Source organism: Bacillus sp. BHET2 (genome assembly GCF_005938125.1).
Lineage (GTDB): Bacteria > Bacillota > Bacilli > Bacillales > Bacillaceae_B > Rossellomorea.
Genome location: NZ_VCQN01000001.1, coordinates 59,975 through 79,601 on the forward strand (window position 1 = coordinate 59,975; position 19,627 = coordinate 79,601).

At 41.8% G+C, this 19,627-nt stretch carries 14 protein-coding genes; 12 read left to right on the forward strand and 2 right to left on the reverse strand.

The genetic code is table 11. The features are described 5' to 3' along the window. Window positions 1-96: 96 nt before the first annotated feature. Together spoIVB and spo0A are read left to right on the forward strand one after the other, a co-directional pair. A complete protein-coding gene (spoIVB, locus tag FGG79_RS00295; RefSeq protein ID WP_138775498.1) occupies window positions 97-1,386 on the forward strand; it encodes a SpoIVB peptidase in 1,290 nt (429 codons plus the stop codon). A gap of 327 nt (window positions 1,387-1,713) precedes the next feature. Further along, the gene (gene spo0A, locus FGG79_RS00300; protein ID WP_138775500.1) at window positions 1,714-2,493 is read left to right on the forward strand and encodes a sporulation transcription factor Spo0A; all 780 of its coding nucleotides are present in this window, start codon (window positions 1,714-1,716) and stop codon (window positions 2,491-2,493) included. A gap of 259 nt (window positions 2,494-2,752) precedes the next feature. Here spo0A and FGG79_RS21560 read toward each other — a convergent pair whose 3' ends face one another. Next, a complete protein-coding gene (locus FGG79_RS21560) occupies window positions 2,753-3,088 on the reverse strand; it encodes a hypothetical protein (protein ID WP_171050729.1) in 336 nt (111 codons plus the stop codon). A gap of 103 nt (window positions 3,089-3,191) precedes the next feature. On the opposite strand from FGG79_RS21560, the gene FGG79_RS00310 reads away from it, so the two are divergent. Beyond that, window positions 3,192-3,926: a glycerophosphodiester phosphodiesterase gene (locus tag FGG79_RS00310; RefSeq protein WP_138775504.1), complete on the forward strand. Its 735-nt coding sequence runs from the start codon at window positions 3,192-3,194 to the stop codon at window positions 3,924-3,926. A gap of 15 nt (window positions 3,927-3,941) precedes the next feature. Here FGG79_RS00310 and FGG79_RS00315 read toward each other — a convergent pair whose 3' ends face one another. Beyond that, entirely contained in the window at window positions 3,942-4,181 is a 240-nt protein-coding gene (locus tag FGG79_RS00315) for a DUF2627 domain-containing protein (protein ID WP_138775506.1), read from the reverse strand. 125 nt (window positions 4,182-4,306) lie between these two features. Here FGG79_RS00315 and FGG79_RS00320 point away from each other — a divergent pair, with 125 nt between their 5' ends. The 9 genes from FGG79_RS00320 to FGG79_RS00360 all read left to right on the forward strand — a co-directional run bounded on the left by FGG79_RS00320 (window position 4,307) and on the right by FGG79_RS00360 (window position 19,587). Continuing rightward, window positions 4,307-6,376 carry a sigma 54-interacting transcriptional regulator gene (locus FGG79_RS00320; protein ID WP_138775508.1) on the forward strand — a complete coding sequence of 690 codons (2,070 nt, stop codon included), beginning with the start codon at window positions 4,307-4,309 and terminating at the stop codon, window positions 6,374-6,376. A gap of 133 nt (window positions 6,377-6,509) precedes the next feature. After that, the gene (gene yqiS, locus FGG79_RS00325) at window positions 6,510-7,418 is read left to right on the forward strand and encodes a phosphate butyryltransferase (protein ID WP_138775510.1); all 909 of its coding nucleotides are present in this window, start codon (window positions 6,510-6,512) and stop codon (window positions 7,416-7,418) included. Window positions 7,419-7,460: 42 nt separating this feature from the next. Further along, window positions 7,461-8,558 carry a branched-chain amino acid dehydrogenase gene (gene bcd, locus FGG79_RS00330; protein ID WP_138775512.1) on the forward strand — a complete coding sequence of 366 codons (1,098 nt, stop codon included), beginning with the start codon at window positions 7,461-7,463 and terminating at the stop codon, window positions 8,556-8,558. 133 nt (window positions 8,559-8,691) lie between these two features. Beyond that, window positions 8,692-9,813, forward strand: a complete 1,122-nt coding sequence (gene buk / locus FGG79_RS00335; protein ID WP_171050730.1) for a butyrate kinase — start codon at window positions 8,692-8,694, stop codon at window positions 9,811-9,813. A 19-nt stretch (window positions 9,814-9,832) separates the two neighbouring features. After that, window positions 9,833-11,257, forward strand: coding sequence for a dihydrolipoyl dehydrogenase (gene lpdA / locus FGG79_RS00340; RefSeq protein ID WP_138775517.1), 1,425 nt, complete (start codon window positions 9,833-9,835; stop codon window positions 11,255-11,257). An 80-nt stretch (window positions 11,258-11,337) separates the two neighbouring features. Next, entirely contained in the window at window positions 11,338-12,336 is a 999-nt protein-coding gene (locus FGG79_RS00345) for a thiamine pyrophosphate-dependent dehydrogenase E1 component subunit alpha (RefSeq protein ID WP_138775519.1), read from the forward strand. Between the two features lie 14 nt (window positions 12,337-12,350). Beyond that, a complete protein-coding gene (locus FGG79_RS00350) occupies window positions 12,351-13,334 on the forward strand; it encodes an alpha-ketoacid dehydrogenase subunit beta (RefSeq protein WP_138775521.1) in 984 nt (327 codons plus the stop codon). Between the two features lie 44 nt (window positions 13,335-13,378). Continuing rightward, window positions 13,379-14,722, forward strand: coding sequence for a dihydrolipoamide acetyltransferase family protein (locus FGG79_RS00355; protein WP_138775523.1), 1,344 nt, complete (start codon window positions 13,379-13,381; stop codon window positions 14,720-14,722). A gap of 512 nt (window positions 14,723-15,234) precedes the next feature. Continuing rightward, window positions 15,235-19,587, forward strand: a complete 4,353-nt coding sequence (locus FGG79_RS00360; RefSeq protein WP_138775525.1) for a S8 family serine peptidase — start codon at window positions 15,235-15,237, stop codon at window positions 19,585-19,587. Window positions 19,588-19,627 lie beyond the last annotated feature (40 nt).

Here is a 19,627-nt window from a genome sequence, read left to right on the forward strand (position 1 = left end):
CATGATTACCAGTTATAAATGTGGCTCTTAAAGGCAAAATTAAAACTGTAGCCAATAGTTAGTGTTTGTGGATCAGAAGCGAGGAGAGTGAATATAGTGAGATTAGATTGGTTAAGAAAATGTATAGGTGGAATTCTCCTTGTTTCGCTTTGTCTTATTGGTTTTTACAAACCGGTTCAACAACTTGTCAATACACCGAACTCGGTAAGGGTGATGGAAGGGGATCAAGTTGCTCTCCCTAAGGCTACGTCCGTTACGGCTATGAGTTCGTCGCATAATGAACATGTTAAAGTTAACGAAGGGAAAGGTCAGCTGTCGATTCAAGGAAGTTCTGTAGGTAAGGACGAAGTTGTTTTCGAGCTAGCTGGACTACCCATTAAAAAGGTCGATGTTGAAGTACTGAAAGATTTTAAAGTGATTCCGGGTGGTCAATCAATTGGGGTCAAATTAAATACAGTTGGGGTGTTAGTAGTAGGGCATCATCTAGTTGAAACAGATTCAGGAAAGTTGTCACCTGGCGAAAAAGCAGGAATTCAGGTAGGGGACATGATTACGGAAATAAACGGAACAAAAATTGAAAAGCTTGCTGATGTTGCTCCTTTTGTTCAAAAAGCAGGGGAAGAAACAAAATCTCTTGACCTTGTCTTAAAACGTGAACAAAAGACAGTTAAGACACAATTGCTTCCGTTGAAAGAAAAAGGGGAAAATAACTTTAAATTAGGATTATATATACGTGATTCTGCAGCGGGAATTGGTACAATGACGTTCTATGATCCAAAGTCCAAGAAATATGGAGCGCTTGGTCATGTGATTTCTGACATGGATACGAAAAAGCCAATCGTAGTTGAAAATGGAGAAATTGTGAATTCAGAAGTGACCTCGATTCAGAAGGGTGCGGATGGAAAGCCTGGGGAAAAGTTAGCTCGTTTTTCATCCGATCGAAACGTTATCGGTAATATCACTCGAAATAGTCCCTTTGGGATATTTGGAGAATTAAACCAGTCCATCGAAAATGATTTACTTGATAAGCCGATGCCTATTGCTCTTTCTCATCAGGTAAAAGAGGGGCCGGCGCAAATCTTGACTGTTGTTGATGGGAAAGAAGTAGAAATGTACGATATAGAAATTGTCAGTACCATTCCTCAGAAATACCCTGCAACCAAGGGGATGGTATTGAAAGTGACTGATCCTGAGCTGTTAGAGAAAACAGGAGGCATCGTTCAAGGAATGAGTGGAAGTCCCATCATTCAAAACGGGAAAGTCATTGGTGCTGTCACCCATGTGTTTGTAAATGACCCGACCAGCGGCTATGGTGTACACATTGAGTGGATGTTAAGTGAAGCAGGAATCGATATTTATAAAAAAGATCATAACAGAGCAAGCTGAATATGAAAAACCCTTAGCAGAGTACCGAACGTGGGTGCTTATAAGGGTTCTTTTTTAGTCTAACGATACTTGGCCCTAAGCTGTTGGAAAATAAAGAATGTTTGCCAAAAGGAGCTGTATCTTGTTAAAATAAAGATTATTCGACAAACAGGATCGTTGGTATCGAATAGGGTCGAAATATAAAGAAAAAGTAAGGAAATCAAAGAAAATATATTATTTTTCAAGTTTTTTTCAAAAATAAAAGGAATTTAGGTTGCATTGTCGAAAAAGTAATTTAGAATAAAAAATACAGAGATGAATTAATTAGGATTGAGGAGGAAACCTGTAGTGAAATCGATTAAAGTATGTGTTGTGGATGATAACCGTGAACTAACGTCATTATTGGAGGACTACATTGCTTCGCAAAATGATATGGAAGTAGTAGGAATTGCTCATAATGGTCAAGATTGTTTAGACTTATTAGAAGAAGTGGATCCGGATGTCCTGGTCTTAGATATTATTATGCCTCATTTGGACGGTCTGGCTGTGCTCGAGAGACTTCGTGAAAGGAAGAATATTCCTAACGTAATCATGCTTACTGCGTTCGGACAAGAAGACGTCACGAAGAAAGCGGTTGACCTTGGAGCTTCTTATTTTATTCTAAAACCATTTGATATGGAGAACCTAGTGAGTCATATTCGTCAAGTTAGCGGGAAATCAAACTCAATCATCAAAAAACCTTCCTCATCCAGAATGAATACAGAGCAAAAGCCAAGAAACTTAGATGCAAGCATTACAAGTATTATCCACGAAATCGGTGTGCCGGCACATATTAAAGGTTATTTATATTTAAGAGAAGCAATCTCAATGGTTTATAACGATATCGAATTACTTGGTTCAATCACAAAGGTACTCTACCCCGATATTGCCAAGAAATATAACACAACGGCATCACGGGTGGAACGAGCGATCCGTCACGCAATTGAAGTGGCTTGGAGCAGAGGGAATATCGATTCCATTTCATCTTTATTCGGGTATACAGTAAGTATGTCAAAGGCAAAACCGACAAACTCAGAATTTATTGCCATGGTGGCTGATAAGCTTCGCTTAGAGCATATGGCTTCATGAAAGAGTAAGGATTAGTCTGTCAGTTCGGTTTCCATACTGAATAGTCCGAATGTAAAAACCCTATGAGCCCGATGGTTCGTGGGGTTTTCTGGTTCAACGGCCTTTAATTAAAAATGGCCAATTCCCATGAAATTCCTCTCCTCCCTATTATCATCTCTCCACACACCCTATACTTTAATTCCAGCCCACATCAATCTTGTCAGTAACAACCGCCTCTTTTCATTAGTAAATAGTGGTTAGCCCTTACAGCTTGTCCGTATCAACATAAGATACAATGTAAGGCAAAAACCTTAGTGAGGGAGGTGAGACTATGGGTAACTATCGTAATCGTGACAACGTAGGTGGAGCGTCTGATCGTTGTAGAAACAATGACGTGGCTGGTGCTTCCGACAACAACTTTAGAGTTCCTGTTAGAGCTTATATTAGAGGAGAAGATTTCTGTAGAGCTGTACGTCGCTGTAGTGATAACGACGTAGCTGGTGAAATGGACAACCGTCGCCGTAGATGTCGTTGCAATTGGTTCTAATGAACTAACACCATACTCAATCAATAAAAATCCTGAGATTCTCAGGATTTTTTTAATAATTTGGTTCAAAAAGTTCATCCTTTGAGGAAGGATTAAATAAGTATATAATGAATACACTCACACAATTCGAAGAATAAAGGGTTGTACATATAGATAAAGAGGGAGTGAACTCATGACACTAATCATTGCTCACCGGGGATCAGCAGGGACTCACCCGGAAAATACAATGGAGGCTTTTTATGAGGCTGAAAGAGTGAAAGCTGATGGAATTGAATTGGATGTCCAACTGACGAGAGATGGCGAAATTGTCGTGATTCATGACGAAACGGTTGATCGAACGACAAATGGAAAAGGGTTTGTCAAAGATTACACATTTAAGGATATACAAAAACTTCAAGCCAATTACAAATATAAAAGTAAATTATTTAAAAAAAATCGCGTTCCTTCATTGAGAGAAGTTTTTCAGTGGATGAAAGGTAATGAATTACTCTGTAACATTGAGTTGAAAAACAGCATTATGGATTATCCAGGCATGGAAGAAAAGGTGATTGAGTTGATCTGGGAGTTTGGATTCCAGGATCGTATCATTATTTCCTCTTTTAATCACTATTCGATTGTGGCTTGCTATCGTTTAGAACCTGAAGTAGAAATTGCACCACTGTATTCTTCCGGTTTATTTATGCCTTGGATATATGCTCAATCTTTAAGGGCGAGGGCTATACATCCCAATTTGAAGGCGGTTCGGGATGACATTATCATTGAAGCGATGAATAACGGGATCGCCGTCAGGCCCTACACGGTAAACAAGGTGGAGCAGATGGAGAGATTACTGGACTTAGGATGTTCTGCGTTCGTAACAGATTTCCCTGAGAAAGCAAGGAAACTGAGAGAAAGCAAAAAAGGCTAGCGCATACACATAGCGCTAGCCTTTTTTGTTGAATCGGGATTGGACTTTATTTTGTTTACGGTCGCGGTGCAGAACAAAACCAGCAATGAACCCTAAACCACATAAAAAGAAAACCAATCCAAGGATGAATTGCAGCCAAAGAAAAGGGATTGGGGACTGAAGAATTCCAAATAGCATATCTCTCATCAATTTAATTCCAAGTGCAGCAAGTGCTCCGGGAATCAGCATGATAATTAGGGCAATTAAACGGATCATGGGATTAATAACTCCTTTACGTTTCCATAATAAAATTTTAACGCCAAGTAGAGAATTGTCAAGTTATGAAAAGTAGTGTAACATTATGATTGTGAAAAAAATTGCATGTGTCGGGGTGAAGAATATTGCAAGAGGTTCTAATTGTCGGTGGTGGTAAGGGTGGAACAGCCATATTGCAAATCCTCCACGAAGTCTCCGTCATGAAAGTGATTGCAGTAATAGACCTAAATGAAAGCGCTTCAGGTATGAAAATGGCCGAAAAGCTTGGAATTCCCGTGGGTAAGGATTGGCGACCATTTCTTAGTGAATCTGTAGACATAGTGATCGAAGTGACTGGTGACCAAGAAGTGTTTGAAACCATCCGGGATAAACGGGGAAAGAATACGGTATTAATTCCTGGAAGTGTAGCCTTCCTCATCTCGAAGCTACTCGAGGATAAAGAAGACCTTATACACCAGTTAACGAGTGAATCCTTTAAAAGGGATCTTATATTTAATTCTACTGATGATGGCATGGTGGGGATCGATGATAAAGGGATTGTGATGCTCTTTAATAAAAGTGCAGAGCGAATGATCGGAAAGAGCGAGGAAAATGTCATTGGTCTTCATATATCGGATGTGATTCCTGAAAGTAAGTTAACCACCACGATCGAAACGAGACGAACTGAAATTCATCAGGAGGTTGTCTTAGGGAACGGGTTGAAAATCATTTCAAATCGAATTCCGATGATTACTGAACGGGATGAAATTATTGGAGCTTTTTCTGTATTTAAAGATATCACCGAAGTAGTGAATCTGGCAGAGGAAATAACCAATCTTAAAGAAATCCAGACGATGCTTGAAGCTATTATCTATTCCAGTGATGATGCAATTTCTGTCGTGGATGAAGAGGGGAAAGGTATCCTGATAAACCCTGCATACACAAGGATTACAGGACTTTCTCAAGAAGAAGTGATCGGTAAACCTGCAACAACAGACATTTCTGAAGGAGAGAGTATCCATCTTAAGGTCCTCCAGACCAGGAGGGCAATTCGTGGGACGAAGATGCGGGTAGGTCCGAAACGGAAAGAAGTCATCGTCAATGTGGCGCCTATTATTGTGAATAACAAGCTTAAAGGAAGTGTAGGTGTTATCCATGACATGTCTGAAATCCAGTCCCTTACCCAGGAGTTGGATCGTGCAAGGAGAATCATTCGTACCCTTGAAGCAAAGTATATGTTTGAAGATATAATTGGTGATTCAGAGGAAATGATGATAGCGGTTGAGCAAGCCAAACTAGGGGCGAAAACACCCGCGACAGTTCTTCTTAGAGGAGAATCTGGGACGGGGAAAGAATTATTTGCACACGCCATACACAATGCGAGTGATCGGAAATTCAATAAATTTCTGAGAGTCAACTGTGCTGCCTTATCTGAGAGCTTATTAGAAAGCGAATTATTCGGATATGAAGAAGGAGCATTTTCAGGTGCGAAGCGAGGCGGTAAGCGAGGGTTGTTTGAAGAAGCGAATAACGGCAGCATCTTCCTTGACGAGATTGGAGAGTTAAGTGCCAATACTCAAGCGAAGTTGCTGCGTGTCCTCCAGGAACACGAAATTGTGCGGGTAGGTGGGACCAAGTCAATTCAAATCAACGTCCGGGTCATTGCAGCCACCAATGTTAATCTTGAAAAGGGAATGGCGGATGGGTCATTCAGAGAAGATCTTTATTACCGTCTCAATCGAATGCCTATCCAGATCCCGCCGCTTAGACAAAGGAAGTCCGACATACCCATGATTTCAGAAGCCCTAATCACCAAAATCAATCAGGACTACGGTAGAAATGTCGAAGGGATCACTGAAGTGGCCATGAACAAGCTAATGAATTATCATTGGCCAGGGAATGTGAGAGAGCTTGAGAATGTTCTTGGCAGAGCCATCATTTTTATGAAATATAATGAAGTGAATATCGATGCTAAACATCTGCCGCAATTAGAAAACACCGCAAATCCAGTCGTTGCAATGCCCGCTACTTTTTCTAAAGGTGAAGTGGAAGATCTTGCGACCCAAGTGGAGCAGTATGAAAAAAATATAATTCAAAAGGTTTTAGAGCAGAATAATGGTAACAAAACGGCCACTGCTAAAGCATTGAATGTTTCTGTTCGAAATTTGTATTATAAAATTGAAAAGTATAACATTGAAATAAATAGCATGAAATAAATTGCGTGGTATGAAAAAAGTTGCAGGTGTTATGAGAGAGAGATAAAGCGTTTTCAACGTTTTTAAAGTTGGCATGCTTCTTGCATAATGTTAAATGGAGTCGAAAAAAGAAAAAGGGGTTGAAATAACTTACATGAATCTACAATCTTTAGTGGAAAAAGCAACCCAAATCGAACATTCAACTGTAGCAGTTGCAGCTGCAGGAGATAAAGAGGTGCTTGGAGCTGTCGCGATGGCAGTTGAAAAAAAGATGGCCGAATTCCTATTGTATGGGGACAAAGAGGAAATCCTTTCCCTTATGAAAGAGGTCGCACCACAGCTCCAATCTCATAGTAATATTAAAATCAAGCATGCATTTTCTCCGCAGAAAGCAGCTGAGCTTGCTGTGAAAGCGGTCAAGGAAAATGAAGCAGATGCGTTAATGAAAGGGAATGTCCCCACAGCTGTCATCTTAAAAGCAGTATTGAATAAAGAATGGGGACTCCGTACAGGCAGTGTATTATCACATGTTGCAGCATTTGAAGTAACTGGATTCGATAGGCTTACGTTCATTACCGATGCAGCAATGAACATTGCTCCTGATCTACAGCAAAAAGCACAAATCATTGAAAATGCAGTAGGGGTCGCTCGATCAATCGGTATAAGTCATCCAAAGGTTGCCCCGATAGCTGCAGTTGAGGTAGTGAACCCTTCCATGCAAGCAACGGTCGATGCAGCTTCTCTTACGATGATGAATCAAAGAGGCCAAATCCGACACTGTGTTGTCGATGGGCCGTTAGCCCTTGACAATGCTGTTTCCCACCATGCTGCAGAGCATAAAGGGATCGAAAGTGAAGTGGCAGGACAAGCGGATATCTTGCTTGTACCGAATATCGAAACAGGCAATGCTCTATATAAGTCCTTAATTTATTTTGCCAAGGCAAAAGTAGGAGCGGTCATTGCCGGAGCAAAAGCACCAATTGTATTAACATCCAGAGCGGACAGTGCAGAAAGTAAATTGTATTCATTGGCACTGGCTATATGCTCTGCTTCTTATAAATAATAATTAACACCAAAATTAATAACATTACAGGGGGAAATAATAATGAAAATTTTCAGCTATATGGAACAATACGATTATGAGCAATTGGTATTCTGTCAAGATGAAGCATCTGGATTAAAAGCAATAATCGCCATTCACGATACAACACTTGGACCTGCACTTGGAGGAACTCGTATGTGGACATATGAATCGGAAGAAGCTGCGATTGAAGATGCTCTTCGTCTTGCAAAAGGTATGACATACAAAAATGCAGCTGCCGGACTTAACTTAGGTGGAGGTAAAACGGTTATCATCGGTGACCCACGTAAAGATAAGAATGAAGAAATGTTCCGTGCATTTGGCCGCTATATTCAAGGGTTGAACGGTCGTTATATCACAGCAGAAGATGTGGGTACTACGGTTGCGGATATGGACTTGATCCATGAAGAAACGGATTATGTAACAGGAATTTCGCCAGCCTTTGGATCTTCTGGTAACCCATCACCTGTAACAGCTTATGGTGTATATCGTGGAATTAAAGCAGCAGCTAAAGAAGCATTTGGAACAGATTCCCTTGAAGGAAAAACAATTGCCGTTCAAGGTATTGGAAATGTTGCATACAATATGTGCCGTCATCTTCACGAAGAAGGGGCAAACCTGATTGTAACAGATATCAATAAAGAAGCTGTTCAACGCGCTGTTGATGAGTTTGGTGCAAAAGCTGTTGATATCAATGAAATTTATGGGGTTGAATGTGACATCTTTGCTCCATGTGCATTGGGAGCGATCATCAACGATGAAACCATTCCACAACTTAAAGCGAAAGTCATTGCTGGAGCTGCGAATAATCAGCTGAAAGAAACACGTCACGGTGACGCAATCCATGAAATGGGTATCGTCTATGCACCTGACTATGTTATCAACGCTGGTGGAGTCATTAACGTTGCAGATGAACTTTACGGATATAATAGTGAAAGAGCGATGAAAAAAGTAGAGCAGGTTTACAATAATGTAGAGCGTGTTATCGAAATTGCGAAACGTGATAACGTTCCTACTTACGTAGCGGCTGATCGTATGGCAGAAGAGAGAATTGATAAAATGCGCCGTTCAAGAAGTCAGTTCTTACAAAACGGACAACATATTTTAAGCAGACGTGGATAATTACAAGGAAAAACGCTTTACTTTGCTAAGAGTGAAGCGTTTCTTCCCTGTAAATGGGATATAGAATAGATTAAGGGGTTATCTATCATAGGGGGAAATTTCTACGTGCAAACATTACAATCTAGCTACCCAAATGGAGGTAACAAAAGTGCAAGAAAACAAACATCGAATACTCGTCATTAATCCTGGGTCGACCTCAACCAAAATTGGTGTCTTTGATGATGATCGCTCAATATTTGAAAAGACGATCCGTCATGATGCAGAAAAAATTAATGAATTCCCCAATATTATCGATCAATATGAATTCAGAAAAAATACCATTCTTCAAACATTGGATGAAGAAGGAATCAACATTTCCAAGCTAAGTGCTGTATGTGGACGTGGAGGACTTTTAAGACCGATTGAAGGTGGAACTTATTTAGTGAATGGAGATATGTTGAAGGATCTTAGAGAAGGATATTCAGGTCAGCATGCTTCTAATCTTGGTGGTATCTTAGCATTTGAAATCGCATCTGGATTAAATATTCCATCCTATATTGTTGATCCAGTTGTAGTGGACGAACTACAATCACTCGCAAGGGTTTCAGGGTTTTCACTTATTGAAAGAAAGAGTATCTTCCATGCTTTAAATCAGAAAGCAGTGGCAAGAAGAGTCGCGAAGCAAATCGGCAAGAAGTATGAGGACCTAAACCTGATCATCACGCATATGGGTGGTGGAATAACCGTAGGGGCACATCGATTTGGAAAAGTGGTTGATGTGAATAACGGATTACACGGTGATGGCCCATTTAGCCCTGAAAGAGCAGGGACTGTTCCGGCAGGCGATCTAGTTGATTTATGTTTCTCAGGAGATTATTATCGTGATGAAATCATGAAAAAACTTGTGGGTCAAGGTGGTTTAGTTGGGTATCTTGGGACAAATGATGCAGTCAAAGTAGAGAAAATGATTGAAAATGGCGATGAGGATGCCAAAGCTATATATGATGCGATGGCTTATCAAATTGCGAAAGAAATTGGTTCAGCCAGTGCGGTCCTCAATGGGAAAGTGGATGCCATTGTATTAACAGGAGGACTTGCATACGGGAAAGAATTTGTTAAAGCAATAAGCGATCGTATCAACTGGATAGCAGATGTCGTGATTCAGCCAGGTGAAAATGAACTGCAAGCTCTTGCTGAAGGAGCATTAAGAGTCTTACGAAATGAAGAGGACTATAAGGTGTATCCCGGAAATGTAAAGAAGGAAGCAAGAGTATAAGAACAAGGAGGACTCAAGATTGGCAGAAGAATATGATTTAGTCATTCTAGGGGGAGGTACAGGTGGTTACGTAGCTGCCATCCGTGCTTCTCAACTTGGTTTAAAAACAGCAATCGTGGAAAAAGGGAAGCTTGGAGGAACATGCTTACATAAAGGATGTATACCTAGTAAAGCCTTGCTTCGCAGTGCTGAAGTATATGCAACAGCTAAACATAGTGAAGACTTTGGAGTGAAAATCAATGGAGTAGAACTTGATTTCACGAAAGTTCAATCAAGGAAAGACGGGATTGTGGAACAGCTTCATAAAGGCGTTCAACACCTGATGAAACAAGGGAAAATCGATGTCTTTGAAGGACTTGGACGTATTCTTGGACCTTCCATCTTCTCCCCAATGCCTGGAACGGTTTCTGTGGAAATGAATAATGGTGATGATAACCCGATGCTTATTCCGAAGAATGTCATTGTCGCTACTGGATCAAGACCACGCTCACTGCCTGGACTAGATATAGATGGTGAATATGTATTATCTTCTGATGAAGCGCTTACACTAGAGGAGCTTCCAAAGTCGATCATCATCGTTGGAGGCGGAGTCATCGGAATCGAATGGGCTTCCATGCTTTCAGATTTTGATGTAGATGTAACCGTTGTTGAATATGCGGATGCAATCGTTCCTACTGAAGACCATGAAATTTCAAAAGAAATGCAGCGTTTAATGAAGAAAAAAGGAGTCAAAATCGTTACAGGAGCAAAAGTGCTTCCTGAGTCTCTGGAAAAAGGGGACGGAGAAGTTACGATTACTGCAGAGCATAAAGGAGAGCAAAAATCCTTTACAGCAGAAAAGATCCTTGTATCGGTTGGTCGTCAGGCAAATGTGGAAGGAATCGGGCTTGAAAATACTGATATTAAAATCGAAAGAGGTTTCGTACAAGTCAATGATTCCTTCCAAACAAAAGAATCTCACATTTATGCGATCGGTGATGTGATTGGTGGTCTTCAATTAGCGCACGTCGCTTCTCATGAGGGAATCAATGCCGTTGAACATATGGCGAATGAAAAACCTCATCCGATTGACTACTCACTGATTTCAAAGTGCATCTACAGTAACCCTGAGATCGCAAGTGTCGGGATCACCGAACAGGAAGCGAAAGAAAAGGGATATAACGTTAAGGTTGGAAAATTCAGCTTCAGGGCAATTGGTAAAGCGCTTGTTTACGGTGAATCAGACGGCTTTGTCAAAATTATTGCAGACTCTGACTCAGATGACATACTTGGCGTGCATATGATTGGTCCGCACGTAACCGACATGATTTCAGAAGCAGGACTGGCTAAAGTGTTAGATGCAACACCATGGGAAATCGCACATACGATCCACCCGCATCCATCCCTTTCCGAAGCCATCGGAGAAGCGGCCCTTGCAGTGGATGGTAAGGCAATTCATTCATAAGAAAATTAATTATTTAAATAGAAAAGGTAGAAATCCTTTCTACCTTTTTCAACCATTAGATTGTGTAGGAGGTAAAGAATATGGCAGAGAATCGTCATGAAGAATTAGGGCTTTCCAATGAGAAAGTATTAGAAATGTATGAAACCATGCTACTTGCCAGAAAAATCGATGAGCGCATGTGGTTACTGAATCGTTCAGGTAAAATTCCGTTTGTTATTTCTTGTCAAGGGCAAGAAGCGGCTCAAGTAGGTGCTGCGTTCGCATTAGATCGTGAAAAAGATTATGTTCTTCCGTATTATCGTGACATGGGTGTTGTTTTAGCATTCGGGATGACGACCCAAGAATTAATGCTTTCTGGATTTGCAAAAGCAGAGGATCCAAACTCCGGTGGACGTCAAATGCCTGGTCACTTTGGACAAAAGAAGAATAATATCGTAACTGGTTCATCTCCTGTAACCACTCAAGTGCCACATGCCGTTGGTATTGCGCTTGCAGGTAAAATGGAGAAGAAAGACTTGGTTACCTTCGTGACATTTGGTGAAGGATCTTCCAACCAAGGGGATTTCCATGAAGGTGCAAACTTTGCAGGTGTACATAAACTACCGGTTATTTTCATGTGTGAAAATAATAAGTACGCGATATCGGTTCCTATTGAAAAACAATTGGCGTGTGAGAATGTATCTGATCGTGCGATTGGATATGGAATGCCTGGAATCACGGTTGATGGAAATGATCCAATTGAAGTGTATAAAGTTGTGAAAGAAGCAGCGGATCGTGGTCGTCGTGGGGAAGGTCCGACTCTTGTTGAAACAGTTTCGTATCGCTTGACCCCTCACTCTTCAGATGATGATGACAGAAGTTACCGTTCTCCAGACGAAGTAGCGAAAGCGAAAACAAATGATCCAATCATCACGTTTGGTGCTTATCTGAAAGAAACAGGCGTTATGAATGACGACATTGAAAAAGAAATCAATGATCGTATTATGAAACTCGTGAACGAAGCAACGGATTATGCAGAAAACGCTCCATATGCTGAAGCAGAATCAGCAATGAAGTACGTTTACGCAGAAGAGAAGTAAGGGGGAATTCAATCATGCCAGTAATTTCATATATCGATGCTGTAACAATGGCAATTAGAGAAGAAATGGAACGGGACGATAAAGTATTTGTTCTTGGAGAAGATGTTGGTAAAAAAGGTGGAGTATTTAAAGCGACTCACGGATTGTACGATCAATTTGGGGAAGAACGTGTCATTGATACACCACTAGCAGAATCCGCAATCGCAGGAGTCGGAATTGGAGCTGCGATGTATGGAATGAGACCGATTGCTGAAATGCAGTTTGCTGATTTTATTATGCCTGCAGTGAACCAAATCATTTCTGAAGCTTCACGTATTCGTTATCGTTCAAATAATGATTGGAGCTGTCCAATGGTCATACGTGCTCCTTATGGTGGTGGAGTGCACGGAGCTCTTTATCATTCACAATCCGTCGAGGCCGTTTTTGCGAATCAGCCTGGATTGAAAATTGTCATGCCATCAACACCTTATGATGTAAAAGGGTTATTGAAAGCGGCTATCCGTGATGAAGATCCGGTTCTATTCTTTGAACACAAACGGGCTTACCGTCTAATCAAAGGTGAAGTGCCTGATGATGATTATACCCTTCCAATTGGAAAAGCAGATGTGAAGCGTGAAGGAGAAGACATAACGGTCATCACGTACGGACTTTGTGTTCACTTTGCTCTTCAAGCAGCCGAAAAGCTTGCCGAAGACGGAATTGAAGCTCACATCTTGGATTTACGTACAATCTATCCATTAGATAAAGAAGCAATTATTGAAGCGGCTTCTAAAACAGGAAAAGTCCTTCTTGTGACAGAAGACAACAAGGAAGGAAGCATCATGGGTGAGGTTTCTGCAATCATTGCCGAAAACTGTTTATTCGAGCTTGATGCTCCGGTTAAACGTCTTGCGGGTCCAGATGTACCTAGTATGCCGTATGCACCGACAATGGAGAAATACTTTATGATTAACCCGGACAAAGTTGAAAAAACAATGCGTGAACTTGCAGAATTTTAATAACAATATTTAACCATTAAACGCACAGTAAGGAGGGTTCCTCATTGGGTATTGAAAATATGAAAATGCCTCAGCTAGGGGAAAGTGTTACAGAAGGTACAATTAGTAAATGGTTGGTGTCACCTGGTGATACCGTAAATAAATACGATCCGATTGCAGAAGTTCAGACGGATAAAGTAAATGCAGAAGTGCCATCATCCTTTACAGGAACAATTAAAGATTTAATTGCTGAAGAAGGAGATACCCTCGAAGTCGGAGAAATCATCTGTTCGATCGAGATTGAAGGAGGAGGCTCGGCACCTTCAAAAGAAGCTCCAACAGAAGCTCCAACAGAAGCTCCAACAGAAGCTCCAAAAGAGAAAACCGGTGAAGCAGATCAAGTTGCTCCAAAACCACAAGCTCCTAGCAAAGATAGTGGGAATAAGGCAAGGTATTCTCCAGCGGTATTAAAGCTTTCTCAAGAGAACGATATTGATTTGAACCAAGTGGAAGGCACTGGTAATGGTGGTCGAATCACTCGGAAAGATTTAAAGAAAATCATTGAGTCTGGTAATATTCCGAAAGCAGGCGAAGCTCCTTCTCCTAAGACGGAAGCTCCTGCCACCCAGCAGGCATCTGTGAAGGCAGATACGCCACAACAGCCAGCCAAACAAGCTGCTCCTGCAGGTAATGTTCCTGTTAGTCCGGGGGATATTGAAATCCCTGTTTCAGGGATTCGCAAAGCCATTGCAGCGAACATGGTTAGAAGTAAGCATGAAGCACCACACGCGTGGACGATGATGGAAGTGGATGTAACGAATCTTGTAGATTATAGAAATTCTCTCAAGACAGACTTCAAACAGCGTGAAGGATTTAACCTGACATTCTTCGCATTCTTCGTGAAAGCTGTAGCTCAAGCTCTTAAAGAGTATCCACAAATCAATTCTATGTGGGCAGGCGACAAGATTGTTCAGAAGAAAGACATCAATCTGTCCATTGCAGTTGCAACAGATGACGCATTATATGTTCCAGTAATCAAGAATGCTGACGAAAAAACAATCAAAGGCATCGCAAGAGAAATTACTGAGCTTGCTGGAAAAGTACGGAGCGGTAAATTAACTTCCCAAGATATGCAGGGAGGAACATTTACTGTGAATAATACCGGGTCATTTGGTTCGGTACAATCGATGGGTATCATTAATTATCCGCAAGCAGCGATTCTTCAAGTAGAATCGATCGTGAAACGTCCGGTTGTCATGAACAACGGAATGATTGCCGTTCGAGATATGGTGAACTTATGTATGTCACTTGATCACCGCGTACTGGACGGTTTGGTATGTGGAAGATTCTTGCAGCGTGTAAAAGAAATATTAGAAAATACTTCGAAAGAAAATACATCTGTCTATTAATAGAAATGGGGACTAACCATAGGTGGTTAGTCCCCATTTTTTTATGCCAGTAGATAGAATGGGTCATATCATCACTACATTTCATAATTAGAGTAGGGAAATATTCCTAGAATATTACTAGAAGAATATTCTAGGAATATCCCATTTTCTATGAGCAGGACATTTTCCTAATCAGAGCACGCAAGAATCTCCTCTATATACCTTATCGCTCATTTATCTCTTCCTTCATTTGAAGAAATATTAATTCCCGGTCATTTTACCCCAATAAAAGTGCAATTGTAACTAAAATATTCCTACAGTAATATTTGACGCGTAACTATGTGCCTATGTAAATGTGAATGAGTTGTGACTATTCTATCAATTACTGAATATTCAGATTTATTTCGACATATATTTACAACGTTCCACGCCCTTTGTTGGTTATCTTTGGATTAACATCTACTATTTTCCAAGTAGGTGAATGAGGAGGTGACAAATTTAAGGTGGAATCAAAATGACTGGGAGGGAATTAGATGAAAGTTAGAAAGGGAAAGATAAAATGGTTATCCATTCTACTCAGCTTAGTAATGTTTGTTCCTTTGATGTTTCCATTCAATGCAGGGGCTGCAAACACCTCACAATCTGCACTAGTGAAAGAAAAACCATCCACTTCAGCAAAAGACTCAGCAAAAGTCAGCCCACAATCTAAGATCACATCAGCCTTACAGGATCAATTCAAGAAAGAGAAGCACGTCACATACTTAGTGAAATTCAAGGATCAGCTCGATCCTGAGGCAGTAGCTAAAAAAGCGACCGTTAAAGCGGAAAAGCAGAAACTGTCTGCTAATAGTAAAAAACTATTAACGCGAAATATGGTCGTTTCTGAACTTCGGGCTACTGCCCTTGAATCTCAAGCACAAGTGAAAGAATACTTAACGAAAGAGAAGAAGTCAGGCGCAGTGAAGGAAATCAAAGACTTCTATGTTGTAAACGGAATGGCCGTTACAAGTACAAAGAAAGTCATGGAGAAAATTTCAACCTTTGCAGAAGTGGATAAAATCCTGCCGAATGAAACGAGACAAATAATCCAGCCTGCCAAGGCAAAGGCTTCTTCCGGGGCTGTACTGGACAAGGAAGCCAATAATAGTCCGGCATCGATAGAGTGGAATATCGACCGGGTTGGAGCACCGGCGGTTTGGGAAATGGGGATCGACGGCGCGGGAACGGTCATAGCCTCTATTGACACCGGTGTACAGTGGGATCACCCAGCATTAAAAGAAAAATATAGAGGGTATGATCCTCAAAATCCTGGTTCACCAGACCACGAATTCAACTGGTTTGATGCGACAGCCGGACAGAGTGCACCTTATGATGATCAGGGACACGGAACACACACTGTCGGAACTATGGTCGGGTCTGATCCTGACGGAGGCAATCAGATTGGTGTAGCTCCAGGTGCCAAGTGGATCGCCGTCAAAGCGTTTACAGCAGATGGCGGAACAGATGTGGATTTACTGGAAGCAGGGGAATGGATCCTGGCTCCTAAGGATGCAGAAGGAAATCCTCATCCTGAAATGGCTCCTGATGTTGTCAATAACTCTTGGGGCGGTGGAGCAGGACTTGATGAGTGGTACCGGGATATGGTATCTGCATGGAGAGCGGCAGAAATATTCCCTGAGTTCTCCGCTGGAAATACAACTTTATTCAATCCTGGAGGACCCGGTTCAATTGCGAACCCGGCAAACTATCCGGAGTCTTTCGCGACAGGTGCAACGGATATAAATGATCAACTGGGCAGCTTCTCATTACAGGGACCTTCTCCTTATGAAGAGATTAAACCTGAGATTGCAGCACCTGGAGTGAATATTCGTTCTTCCGTTCCCGGAGGCAATTATGAAGGCGGTTGGAACGGAACATCAATGGCCGGTCCTCATGTAACGGCTGTAGCCGCTTTATTAAGACAGGTGGATGCAAGCTTAACAGTGGATGAAATCGAAGAAATTCTTATGACGACCGCTGTTCCGTTAACGGACGGAACGTTCCCGGATTCGCCAAATAACGGATATGGCCATGGGCTGGTTAATGCGTTTGATGCTGTATCATCCGTTATGAGCGGGATCGGGAAAGTGAAAGGGCAGGTTGCTAAAGAAGGTGATGACTCGGAAGCTCCGGTCATTACTCATGAAGCACCTACAGAAGCTTTCAAAGAAATGAATTTACCATTACAAGCAGAAGTAAGCGACAATATAAGCGTAACAAACGTCACACTCCACTATCAGAATCAGCAAGGTGACTGGGTATCGGTCGATGCTGCGAAAACCTCAGGCGACTATAAGTCAGGAACCTATGAAGCCACGATACCCGGAGAGGACCTCACAGGAGATGTAGTCACGTATAAATGGTTGGCATTGGACTTCGGGGGGAATGAAGTCGAATCAGAACCTTTTACGGTCAATCTTCTACCAGGAATAACAGTCGGGTTTGAGCAGGACTTTGAAGCTGCTGCTACTGGGTGGACTTCATATGGTCCAGGAAACAGCTGGGAGCAGGGAGTACCGGAAAGTGGTCCAGGAAATGCAACTTCTGGAGACAACGTATATGCCACAAATCTGGGTGGTACGTATGACAACAGTGCAAACATGTCACTTCAGATGCCTCCGATCGATTTACCTGATGGGGCAAGCTTCTTACAATTCAAGCAGTGGCATGAACTTGAACGAAACTATGATTATGGTCATGTGTTTGTATCCACCGATGGGGAAGAGTGGACACAAATGATTCGAGTCAATGGGGATTCAGAAGGTTGGATCGACGGTGAAGTGGATCTAAGTCAATATGCCGGCCAGCGCATTTACATCGCATTCAATGTTACCTCCGATGGAAGCGTTGTGAAACAAGGATGGTATCTTGATGATGTGAAGCTGAGTGGGGAATCAATCCTTCCAGCTAAGAAAATGAACCTTGGGTTGAAATCGAAGGATGAGAAATCAACTTCAGTTTCAAAAAAACCAAAAGTAAATCCTGAAGACATTACAGTAGCAAAACAAGTAGCGAAAGATGGAAAAAATGCTGAATCAGGTCCAGCGCCTGTACTTCTTCCACTACAGGCAGAGGTGAATGTTTTAGAAACAGGTCGCTCGGTTTATACGAATCCTGCCGATGGATCGTATGAAATGACTCATGCAGCTGGGGAGTTCACGCTTCAAGCATCAACGTATGGGTTCAGATCCCAAACACAAAATGTAACAATTGAAGCCGATCAAACATCTACTGCTAACTTCATTCTGGAAGAAATCCCTCAAGGGAATATAACCGGAACCGTGACAAATGAAATGTCAGGGGAACCGGTTGAAGGAGCGACAGTCTTCTTACTTGAAGATGCTGTGGTAGAGCCCGTTGAAACAAATGCAAATGGAGAATATGAATTAGAAGCTTATGAAGGGGACTATACCCTTAAAGTGGTGGCCCCTTATTACTATAGTAAGGAAATGAGCGTCACAGTTGAAGGTGGAGAAGTTACAACAGCTGACGTCACGTTAGAGCCATTCATTGGTTATCCAGGAGAGATTGGATACGATGATGGAACAGCAGAAAATGCCCGTGCATTCTATGATGCAGGTAATGGCTGGGCAGTGAAAATGTCTCTTGAAGAAGGAAATGATACCGCACTGGTGACCGGAGGACTCTTCCGATTCTGGGATACAGAATGGCCAGTACCAGGAGGAACTGAATTCCAGGTAGCCGTGTATGATGCAACTGGACCAGACGGGGCACCTGGCAAGAAAATCGCAGGTCCGTTTGATGGAACCGCGTTACGCAATGGCGAATGGACGCACGTAGACCTGAGCCAACATGGCATCATGGTTGAAGGAGACTTCTACATGGTTTACATTCAATCTGCTCCAAATCCCAATACACCAGGACTGGGAACAGATGAAGATGGCGAATATGCAGCAAGAAGCTGGCAGTTCGTTGGTGGAGCTTGGTCGCCATCACCAGAAGATGAAGGAAACTATATGATTCGTGCAACTGTGAACTATGAGGTGACTTCACCGGTTATCACATCTCCTAAAGACGGTTCATTTACAAACAAGGAATCAGTAATAGTTGAAGGTACATCAGCACCGACTACAACCGTTCATCTCTTTAATGGAGAAGAGGAAGTGGCAACAGCTGAAACAATGGAGGATGGGACATTCTCTGCAGATGTTTCCTTGCACGATGGGGAAAATGCATTGACAGCGAAAGCAGCGACGGAACAAGGTATGACTGGTCCTTCAGATACAGTAACGGTCACACTTGATCAAGCGAAGCCTGAAATTGCCATCACATCACCAGAAGATGATATGAAAACAAATCGTGAAGCCGTCACAGTAAAAGGGACGGTTACCGATGAGAACCTTGCATGGGTGAAAGTTAACGGTGAGAAAGCTTCCGTTAGTGAAGGTGAATTCAGTCATCGAATCCTTCTAAATGAAGGAGAAAATGTAATCAGTGTAGTAGCGAAAGATAAGGCAGGAAACAAAAAGAAACAAAGTGTCACCGTTTTTGCGAAGTTCGGTGATATTGCGATTGATAATCTTCTCCCTGCAGAAGATAAAGAATTGAAAAAAGGCGAATCCGTCAAAATCGAATTCGACAGTGAGCCGGGCTTGGATGCGACATTCGTCATTCAAATGCCACTTACAAATGCGCGATCTCAAGTAACGAATGCCAATGAACTACCAATGATGGAAACCTCAGAAGGTCATTACGTTGGTTACTATACGGCCACATCAAACGTAAAGGCACCAGGAGCTGTCATTGAAGTCAAAATTTCAGATGATTATGGAAATGTCACGACCAAGCGTGCAGAAGGTAAATTGTATATCAATACAAAAAAATAAGTGATAATGGAAGAAGAGTTGGTACCTTCAACTCTTCTTC

Coding starts and splice junctions, on each gene's coding strand:
- FGG79_RS00310 (WP_138775504.1), top strand. CDS start 3,192: ATGACACTAATCATTGCTCACCGGGGATCAGCAGGGACTCACCCGGAA.
- FGG79_RS00315 (WP_138775506.1), bottom strand. CDS start 4,181: ATGATCCGTTTAATTGCCCTAATTATCATGCTGATTCCCGGAGCACTT.
- yqiS (WP_138775510.1), top strand. CDS start 6,510: ATGAATCTACAATCTTTAGTGGAAAAAGCAACCCAAATCGAACATTCA.
- bcd (WP_138775512.1), top strand. CDS start 7,461: ATGAAAATTTTCAGCTATATGGAACAATACGATTATGAGCAATTGGTA.
- buk (WP_171050730.1), top strand. CDS start 8,692: ATGGAGGTAACAAAAGTGCAAGAAAACAAACATCGAATACTCGTCATT.
- FGG79_RS00345 (WP_138775519.1), top strand. CDS start 11,338: ATGGCAGAGAATCGTCATGAAGAATTAGGGCTTTCCAATGAGAAAGTA.
- FGG79_RS00350 (WP_138775521.1), top strand. CDS start 12,351: ATGCCAGTAATTTCATATATCGATGCTGTAACAATGGCAATTAGAGAA.
- FGG79_RS00360 (WP_138775525.1), top strand. CDS start 15,235: ATGAAAGTTAGAAAGGGAAAGATAAAATGGTTATCCATTCTACTCAGC.